Genomic DNA, 9,896 nt, shown 5'->3' on the forward strand with positions numbered 1-9,896 from the left:
CAATTTTATCAAAAGTTAATAAATCCTATTAAGCAAAATATCTGCTGTAATGTTATTTGAATGTCTCTTTTCTAACGGTGGCTATCTAATTACTCAACCTTTAATAGTGATATAAATAATTGAATGTTAAATAATTGATTGTTAAAAATAGTTAAGAAATGCTACGTTAAATAGCTAAACATGGTATATTTGAGTAAAAAAAGTGGTACTATGTTAGTTAAAATTGAACCCTATTTTAAACAGAATTTATTCAAAAATGCACTCACAGGCCTTATTAAACTTGGGTAATCACTGGTAATATTATCACAGAAGATTTCTTGGAATAAAATGGAGGTTGAGTTCCAGAATTTATATTCATAGCAAGGAAGACCCTCTATATCAATTCGTAAAATAGCAGGTTTATTACCTTTAAAAGAAATGTTTACATAAAGTGATGAGTCAGTAGTTGAGCGTTGGATTGAAAACCGTTACTGGCAATATCTTACAAGCGATGAACTTTTTAAAACAAGCAACCTTTTGGCCCGAGTGAATTTGTTCATTTAAATAGTCTCGTTTGTGTTGTAGATAAGCTCAAATTTATGTTCCCCATCAAATAATCTAGGAAACAAAAAATACCCAAGCTAACTTACTTTATTGTTGCCTTTAAAAGTTATAATTTTTGGGTAATGATCATTCCTTTTTTTTCCGAACGTTCAATTCTTACTTTGATTTTATGCCCAACTTTAAATGCTCTAACTATTATTTTTATGAATGGATTCCAATGGGATAACTATCGAAATTAGTCAGAATTGACCAGCCTTTTTCAGACGTTGCGTAAATTATAATTTTTGATTTGATTTCTGTTTTGATAGTTTCTCATTTTTCTTTAGCATTACATATAATTATTGTAACAAGTTTGATTTCAGTTTTTAGAACTTTTTTAACGTCTGTCAATTCAAAAGTAGTTTCACTATTGATTTTCTTCTGATTAAAAATTCATCAACTAATTGCGAGAAAATAAAAGTGACGAAACTATGAAATTTAATTTTCCGCAGGATTCTTCATTACCATCTGCAATTTAGTGCAGTAGCACATAATCCAATTTATTCTATGCTTTTTTACATAAATCCACTTAAAATTGTTTCGTGATACTTAATGTGATCTTTCTTTAGCTTGTTAAATTCTTCAATCCGGTAATAAATTCATTAAAATTATCAACTGTTTTGGTATCTGTAATTTGTCCATTTATATCTATTTTACCCTTTATTCCTTGAATCAACAATGCTGTTTCTTTAGTGAATTTTGCCATAACAGTTTTCATAATTAACTGAATTTCTTCGTGTCCCTTTTGTCCATTTGCTGAAGCTGTAATAATTCCAATTGGTTTGTCCGTAAAAACTTTTGTTGCAACGCACCATTCAATGCCATTTTTCAGTCCACTTGGTATACTAAAGAGATATTCAGGCGTACAAATGAGTATTGCGTCAGCAGTTTCAACATGTTGCCTAAATTCTATTACTTTTATAGGAGGATTGTCAATTGATAACTCCGGATCAAAATGGGGTAGTGTTTTCAAGTCCTTAAAGACTGTTACATTAAAAGTGTCTTTTGTCAATTTAGCAAAATGGACTACGAGTTTTTCGTTCGCCGACTTGCTACTCGCACTTCCTATAATTACAAAAATATTTTTTTTTCGTGTCATTTATCTGTATCAATTGTGTTTTCTGTGCTTTTATTCGATACGCAAAAGTAACCTATTAAAATCTTTTAAGAATAAGACAGAAATCGAAGTGTATAGTATTAATTTACATAGTTACCAATCTTCATTTGCGGATTTTATAAAACAAAATCTCTGATTAGCTCTTCGTCCGCCGTTGGATTACTGTCAATTCTTAAGGTCGAAGATGCTCCAAAGCATTTAATTTTAAGTTTGTTATTTTTTATACTTAGTTTACAGAATCCTGCGGATTTAATTGTGCCGAATGGTTTTGCAACCTCTGTATGGAGTAAACTTTTTTCAAAAACGATTACGCTATGGTTCCTTTCAATAATTAGGTACTTCGTAATCATAAATAGCTTATTAAATTCGTGTACTCTTTTAACCACTAAGCTTTAATTAATTCAATATTACAAGTAATTCTGATCATTTGTCCTATTGAAAGCCCTCCTGATTCTAAAACCGAATTGTATTTTAAACCAAAGTCATAACGGTCAATTTCGCCAAATACTTTTAAACCGGCTCTTGTTCCACCCCAGGGATCTTTAATTATACCTCCAAATTTCGCAGATAATGTAACTGTTTTAGTAACGCCATGCATTGTTAAATTTCCTGTCACTTTATAAGCATTACCCTTTACTTTAATAAACTTCTTGCTTTTAAATGTAATAACAGGGTAATTCTTTTCATCAAAGAAGTCTGCACTTTTTAAATGTTCGTCTCTTTTGGCATCATCTGTATTGACACTATTGATTTGCGCTGTAAAATCAAATACTACATCTGTAAAATCCGTCTTGTCAGATTTAGCATTCACAGTATAATCTTCGAATTTTCCTGTGGTTTCAGATATTACCAAATGATCTACAGCAAAATTAATTGATGAATGGGATTTGTCTATATTCCAATTTGTATTTTGTGCAGATGCTACTCCGAACATTGCTAGGACTAATAAGCCGGTTGTGATTGTTTTCTTCATTTTTAAATTATTTTAATTGTTTTAATTGTTTTGTAATTTTTGCAATGCGTTGTCCAAAAAGTTCTGCAGTTGCTAATCCTTTTGGCATATTTACTTCCTTAGTCCCATTATCCGAAAGTGTCATAAGCCCGATATAACTTCCTAACCCATTAGGTTCCTCTAACTGATTGTTGTTCTCGTACTTTGGTAAAATACCTGTTGAAATCCAAAGCATACTATGTTGTGCTGCAAAAAGCGAAAGCTGTTGCAGAGTATTTAACTTATCTCCATTTAAGGTTGATGAGTTGGTAAAACCAGCAGCAAACTTGTCTTTCCATTTCTGAGCATACCAGAACTTTCCAGTAGCTTCCATAAATTTTTTAAACTCGGCAGAAACTGTTGCCATATATGTTGGGCAACCAAAAACTAAGGTGTCTGCCTCATGCAGCAACTCAAAATTGTCTTGTGCTTCAAGTGTTGATAGCAAAGCAACTTCAGCCTCTTCATTCAAAGCGCCTTTTTGAATATGCTCGGCAACAATTTTTGTATGTCCATAACCAGTGTGATAAATAATAACAATTTTCATTTCATGTGATTTTGATGATGCAAAGTAAGAGCGAACAAAAACGATAAAAATTAAAGTAGTTTAACAAATCACTTTTGTGTCAATTTTCTTCGAATCATACTCAGAAATACCGGCGTAAAACCTAAATATGAGGCAACCTGTTTTTGAGAAAGCCGTTGTTCTAGTTGAGGATATTTATTTACAAAGTCAAGGTAGCGCTGTTCTGCAGTGAAAGAAAGATTTTGATTGATGCGGTTTTGTTGGGCAATGAACGCATTTTGTAGAATAAGTCTAAAGAACTTTTCAAACTTTGGCACTCTTTCATATAGCCTGGCTAGTTTGTCTTTCGTGATTTGTATAATTTCTGTATCTTCCAAAGCGTCAATGAAAAAATTTGTGGGTGTTTCCATCAGAAAACTATATAAATCGCCAACCCACCAATCTTCAATACCAAATAGTATAACATGCTCAACACCGTTTTCGTCTATGGTATAAGCCCGTAAACAGCCTTTTATAATAAAGTTTTCTGTTGTACAGATGTCACCTTGTTGAAGCAAATAGTCTTTTCGTTTAATTGTTTTAATTTCTAATAACGAAATAAAAAAGTCAGACTCAGTTTTGTCTAGCTGAATGTGTTTTGCAACATTTTGAAGTAGTAAATCAAAGTTCATTTAATTTAGTTTTTAAAAAGCATACAGAAGTAAATCATTAAAATTACGGATAAGTAAGGCTTTAATACAATCCGAAAACTTTGGATCCAATTCACCATAACTAAGTTGCTCATTGGTTCTGATTTTTAATAAAGATAGTTTTTTGATGGTATAGTGCATAGGTAAGCTATTGTTTAATTCTAATAACAGGACAAAAATGCAATTAGACAGGACCTATTTTAAACAGTGCTGAGAAGCATATTTTAAATAGGTCCTGACTTATTAATAGCATAGTATAACTACGAACAATGTCGTAAACTCATTGTTTTGGAATGTAGCTAAGAAATGGGTTCCGCCGTAAAGCCCGACTCCTTAACAATTTCAACCACTTCTTCTTCGTTTAAGTCTGAAGTAACGGTCAAAGTCTTTTTTAGAGTCATGATGTTTACATCCCATTGACCCTCGCCGAATTTTTGATTTAATACTGGAGTTGCTTTTGAAATACAACCTGCACATTTAATGTTTGTTTTGAATTGTAAAGTATTCATGATTTTAAAAATTTAATTAATATTTATTTGATTTTTACTTTGTTGTTTTAATATAAAATAGTGTAATCAGCACAGCCAGTCCACTCAGGACAGCAGCTGCCAGAAAGGCAGTATAAAACCCTACAACCAATCCTAATTGTGGAATCAAAGCTTTAATCCTTTCAGTCTTAAACTATTTCCGACTACCGAAACCGAACTTAAAGCCATAGCCGCTCCTGCTATCATAGGATCCAATAAAAATCCATTGTAGGGATACAATAATCCTGCTGCAAGCGGAATTCCAATTAAGTTATAAATGAAGGCCCAAAACAGGTTTTGCTTAATGGTAGTAATGGTTTTTCTCGAAAGTTCCAGTGCTTTAGGTATCATAGTAAGGTCGGAAGTAATTAGGGTCATCTTCGCAACATCCATTGCGATATCTGATCCTTTGCCCATGGCAATACTTACATCGGCCTGAGCCAGTGCATGACTGTCGTTGATACCGTCACCAACCATTGCAACGACATGGCCTTTGGACTGTAATTCCTTGATGAAGGCTGCCTTTTCAGATGGCATTACTTCTGCTTTATAGTGCAAAAGGCCTACTTCTTTTGCTACGGCTTGTGCCGTTTGGGGATTGTCACCCGTTAGCATATATACTGCTATGCCCTTATTTTGCAAAGTGGCAATAGCTTCTTTTGAACTTGCTTTTATTTTATCTGAAATGGCAATACAAGCGAGAACTTCTGTTTCATTGGCAAAATAGACTACAGTCTTAGCATTTTTCTGCCACTGTTCAGCGCTAGAAAGCACTAGTTCATTCATTCTAATATGCTGTTCTTCTATTAATTTCTTATTACCAATAAAATAAGTTACACTTTCGTTTTTGGCACTTACTCCTTTACCCGTAATACTCTGAAAATCATTCAAAGCAACGTTTGACAGTAAATCTTGCTTTAAGTGAGCTGTTACTGCTTCTGCTAAAGGATGTTCAGATAGCGCCTCCATAGCATACAGTATTTGTTTGGTGTAGATAAAATCATAATCAGTATTTTTCCATATGATGTCAGTCACTACTGGTTTCCCTTCGGTGATAGTGCCTGTTTTATCTAATATGATAGCGTCAACTTTATGCGCAAGCTCTAAACTTTCAGCATCTTTTATCAGGATATTGTTTTCTGCTCCTTTACCAATACCTACCATAATAGCAGTGGGAGTTGCTAACCCCAGAGCACACGGACAGGCAATAACCAATACTGAAACAGAAGTCAGTAAAGCATGTGTTAAATTATTCTCATTTCCTAAGAGCATCCAGCTAATGAAAGTAACGATTGCAATTAGTAAAACAGCAGGAACAAAAATACCAGCTATTTTATCAACCAGTTTCTGCACTGGCGGTTTACTGCCTTGGGCTTCCTGCACCATCTTAATAATTTGAGCCAATACCGTATCTCCTCCAACCTTTTCAGCCTTAAATTCAAAGCTGCCTTTTTGATTAATGGTCCCTGCAAAAACTTTTTCACCGGCGGTTTTTTCAACCGGAATAGGTTCTCCGCTTATCATACTTTCATCTACAAAGGAAACTCCCGAAGTAACAGCTCCATCCACCGGAATTTTTTCACCTGGTTTGACAACTATACTATCCGCAATTTGTACTTCAGAAACAGGAATCTCCGTTTCTGTTCCGTTTACTTTAATTCGCACCGTCTTAGGTTGTAGTCCTATTAGTTTTTTTAATGCGGACGAGGTATTCGATTTTGCTTTTTCTTCCAAAAGTTTTCCAATAGAAATAAAAGCAATGATTACAGACGCAGCTTCAAAATATACATGTGCGTGTAATCCTTTGGCATGCCAAAACTCAGGAAAAAAAGTATTGAATGCACTAAAGATGTAGGCAATCCCTGTACTCAAAGCTACCAAGGTATCCATGTTCGCTTTTCGGTGTTTGGCTTGTTTAAAGGCATTAACAAAAAAGCTTCTGCCCAAATAAAAGACGACAGGTGTTGACAATAACATCATAATATAATTGGCATAGGGTATATCCATAAAAAACATACCTATGGTAGAGACTGGTATTGACAATAAGATAGCTAAAAAGGTTCTCCTTTTTAGTTCTTGATACTGCTTTAAATGAGCATCTTGCTGCGCCTGAAAAGGATCTTCCACTCCCACAATCAAATCATAACCAACAGAACGGGTTCTGTTTTGAATTTCTTCGATAGTAACATCGTCAGAGTATTCAATCCAGGCGGATTGATTGGCATAATTCACACCGGCGTCTTTGACACCATCGGTCGTTTTGAGAATGCTTTCCACACTGATAGCACACGCAGCACAGGTCATCCCTGTAACCGGAAAAGTTCGCTTGGTGAAAATATTCATTTTATCTTTTGTTGGAGCATTTTGCTTTGCTGTTTTCATAATTGAGAAAATTGTTTTTAATTTTGATTGCTTTTGATTTGATTAATGACTGAAACTACGATTGTGAAATGGCGGTATTCTTTCTGAGATTCTTAAAATGATAGGTGTCGAATCCGGTATACGATTTTAACTGTCTTGATAAATGGGAAACACTGCTGAAACCAAGCTCATCGGAAATAACAGTAAGCGATTTACCGGTGGTCAGTAAAAGATCTTTAACTTTTAATATACGCTGCGTAATAATATATTTTTCTAGTGTCATTTCTTCAAGTTCAGAAAAAACAGCGCTTAACATAGGGTAGTCCATATTCAGTTCGCGGCTCAGAAAAACAGAAAATAGAATGGTGTTTTTAGATTCAAATTGCTTTACAATAGCTTCCGCAACAGCTAGTTTAATTAGGATAACGAGAGCCTCCCTTTTATCGCTTAAAAGATCAAATCCATATTTTTGAAGGGTGTTTTTTACTTCTTGTGCATCGATGTTGGCAGGCAGCTCGCCTATAAATGAAACTTCATCCAGAGTAATCGAGTCAATTTCAATACCTAGTAATGATAGTTCCTCAAACACTACTTTCATGCAGCGTGCGCAAACCATTCCTTTAATACGTAATGTGTTGATTGTTTTCATGTTCTTCCAATTTGAAAGACAAAATTAGAACATGATGCAGAGGGCGTTGTTGTATTATTTACTGAATGATGTGTAAAATTTTACAATTGATCCAACGGATTTCGTTTACTGTCTTTGATAGACTTAAAATAGGAAGGGGTAAGCCCGGTAATTTTTTTAAATTGAGTTGAAAGATGCTGCACGTTACTATAACCAAGTTTATAGGATATTTCACTTAACGAAAGTTCATTATAAACCAATAGCTCTTTAGCTCTTTCTATGCGCTGTAGGATAATATATTGCTCAATAGTGATACCGGTAGTAGAAGAAAAAATAGAGCTGATATAATTATAATCAATAGGTAATTGTTGTGCTATAATATCGGAAAAATTTCTTTTTACCGCAATATCTTCCGACCCATGAATAAGGGTAACGATAATGTTTTTTACTTTTTCGATTATCATGGCTTTGCGATCATCTAAAACTTCAAAACCATTTGAGGCCAAACCAATTTTGAGCTGAGCAATCTGCTCGTCCGAAAGTTCATCCTTAAATATGATTTCACCTAAATGCACACTATCAGCAACTAAGTTGTGTCTTTCCAGTTCCTGCTCCACTACCATGATACATCGCTGGCAGACCATATTTTTTACCGATAATTTCATTGAAGACTAGTTTTAAGAATTGCGTGAACAAATTTACAAAAATACAATTGATTCGATAGGGCATCCCTAATTAAGGTATGATTTATACTTTCTAGTTATGAAAGCCCCTGTTAGTAATTTAATCCAATACCAAAACCAAATCTCATATCACTATCATAATGGGACGTTATTCCTAAGTTTCGGGTGACTATGTATCGCAGTCCGGCCATATACTCTTTATCCGTATTCCACATCAGGTTCATTCTAAGCCTTTTGGAAACTGGTATATCCATACGTTCTAATTGAAACCTGAAATTACTGTCGTGATACGCTTCAAACTGTGCTTTTATAAGCAATGGCATGGTATATTCAACCCCAACACTAAACACACCTCGCTTGTCTTTTGTATTGGTTTGACCAAACAGGTTTTCTTCCATATCGCCATCTTCCATTTTTCTGTACCTCCAATCAAAGCCAACAAAGGGCATCAGCCATTGCATTTTGCCCAAATACCGACCAATGTGCGTTTCCGTTTCATAACCATGCATATCAGAATAGCCTAAACGCCATTCCGTTCCGATGCTCCAACGTGTATTCTGAATCATCAACCCGCCATCGTTACCATTAGTGGCAAAATCATTCTCTGCCATAATATGAAATTCATTGCTTTCCGCTTGTAATTTTTTATAAGCAGCTGCTTTGTTGGGTAAATACGGATTGGGTTGTGATTTTTCATAAGTAAACACCCGATTCATTCCGGCCATCATGTGGTAGAGAATATGACAATGAAAAAACCAATCACCGTCGGCATTTGCATCAAACTCAATCACATCAGTCTCCATTGGCATGATGTCTAACACATTTTTTAAAGGCGCATAATCACCTTGTCCGTTTAAGACTCTAAAATCGTGACCATGCAAGTGCATAGGATGACGCATCATCGAATTATTATATAATGTAATGCGAACCGTTTCTCCTTTTTTGATTAAAATTTTATAAGTTTCTGAAAGTACTTTATTGTCTAAACTCCAAACATAACGGTTCATGTTTCCGGTTAATTCAAATCGCATTTCACGAACTGATGCATCTTTAGAAAGTGTAGTTTTTATAGGCGATTTTAACATTGCATAATTCAAAGTAACAATATCAGAACTAGCGTCAGTCATTGTATGGTTTGAATTACTCATGTTCATATCATCCATTTTCATATTATCGTGATTCACCGACATCGCATTTCCTGAAATTTCTGGATACATTACTGTGTTCATATCCATTTTTTGCAAAGACATATCCATTCCCATATCGTTCATGGTTCCGTCCATATTCATCATATCATTCATCATTTTCATTCCGTCAAAATACTTTAGTTTTGGCATCGGACTGATTAATTGTTTGACACCTTGACCTATATAAATGGATGCTGATTTAGTTCTGTCTTCCGGCGTAGCTACAAATTCGTAGGCTGTATTTTCGGCTGGGACCGTAACTATTACATCATAGGTTTCTGAAACGCCAATTATTAATCGATCTACCTCAACAGGTTCTACATCGTTACCGTCATTGGCTACTACTGTCATTTTTCCTCCTGCATAATTTAACCAGAAGTAGGATGAAGCCCCTCCATTAGAAATTCGTAATCGTACTTTGTCACCAGCTTTAAATTGTGAAAGTTGACTTTCGGTTTTACCATTAATTAAGAAGTTATCATAATATACATCGCTTACATCCATAGCAGTCATTCGTTTCCATTCGTTAGCTACTTTCGTTTTGAAATAACCTTGTTTAATAGCTTCGGCATAACTTTGAGTTGTACCTTTTTGAATAGCAAACC

The 9,896-nt window shown here is 34.7% G+C and carries 9 protein-coding genes; all 9 read right to left on the reverse strand.

Annotated features, from left to right (window positions below; genetic code table 11):
* Positions 1–1,147 precede the first annotated feature (1,147 nt).
* Positions 1,148–1,681, reverse strand: coding sequence for an NAD(P)H-dependent oxidoreductase (locus ABI549_RS12170; RefSeq protein WP_348076736.1), 534 nt, complete (start codon positions 1,679–1,681; stop codon positions 1,148–1,150).
* 403 nt (positions 1,682–2,084) lie between these two features.
* Positions 2,085–2,672 (reverse strand): YceI family protein, encoded by a 588-nt coding sequence (locus tag ABI549_RS12175; protein WP_348076737.1) that lies wholly within the window; start codon positions 2,670–2,672, stop codon positions 2,085–2,087.
* A 7-nt stretch (positions 2,673–2,679) separates the two neighbouring features.
* Entirely contained in the window at positions 2,680–3,237 is a 558-nt protein-coding gene (locus tag ABI549_RS12180) for a flavodoxin family protein (protein WP_348076738.1), read from the reverse strand.
* 68 nt (positions 3,238–3,305) lie between these two features.
* On the reverse strand, positions 3,306–3,887 hold the full coding sequence (locus ABI549_RS12185) for a Crp/Fnr family transcriptional regulator (RefSeq protein ID WP_348076739.1): 582 nt from the start codon (positions 3,885–3,887) through the stop codon (positions 3,306–3,308).
* A gap of 317 nt (positions 3,888–4,204) precedes the next feature.
* Positions 4,205–4,414 (reverse strand): hypothetical protein, encoded by a 210-nt coding sequence (locus tag ABI549_RS12190; RefSeq protein ID WP_348076740.1) that lies wholly within the window; start codon positions 4,412–4,414, stop codon positions 4,205–4,207.
* Between the two features lie 144 nt (positions 4,415–4,558).
* A complete protein-coding gene (locus ABI549_RS12195) occupies positions 4,559–6,814 on the reverse strand; it encodes a heavy metal translocating P-type ATPase (protein WP_348076741.1) in 2,256 nt (751 codons plus the stop codon).
* A 55-nt stretch (positions 6,815–6,869) separates the two neighbouring features.
* Positions 6,870–7,442 carry a helix-turn-helix domain-containing protein gene (locus tag ABI549_RS12200; RefSeq protein WP_348076742.1) on the reverse strand — a complete coding sequence of 191 codons (573 nt, stop codon included), beginning with the start codon at positions 7,440–7,442 and terminating at the stop codon, positions 6,870–6,872.
* An 80-nt stretch (positions 7,443–7,522) separates the two neighbouring features.
* The gene (locus tag ABI549_RS12205; protein ID WP_348076743.1) at positions 7,523–8,086 is read right to left on the reverse strand and encodes a helix-turn-helix transcriptional regulator; all 564 of its coding nucleotides are present in this window, start codon (positions 8,084–8,086) and stop codon (positions 7,523–7,525) included.
* Between the two features lie 110 nt (positions 8,087–8,196).
* Positions 8,197–9,896 (reverse strand): multicopper oxidase domain-containing protein (locus tag ABI549_RS12210; protein ID WP_348076744.1); only part of this gene is annotated, 1,700 nt, incomplete at its 5' end.

Origin of the sequence: Flavobacterium sp., assembly GCF_039932285.1 — a bacterium.
Taxonomy (GTDB): domain Bacteria; phylum Bacteroidota; class Bacteroidia; order Flavobacteriales; family Flavobacteriaceae; genus Flavobacterium.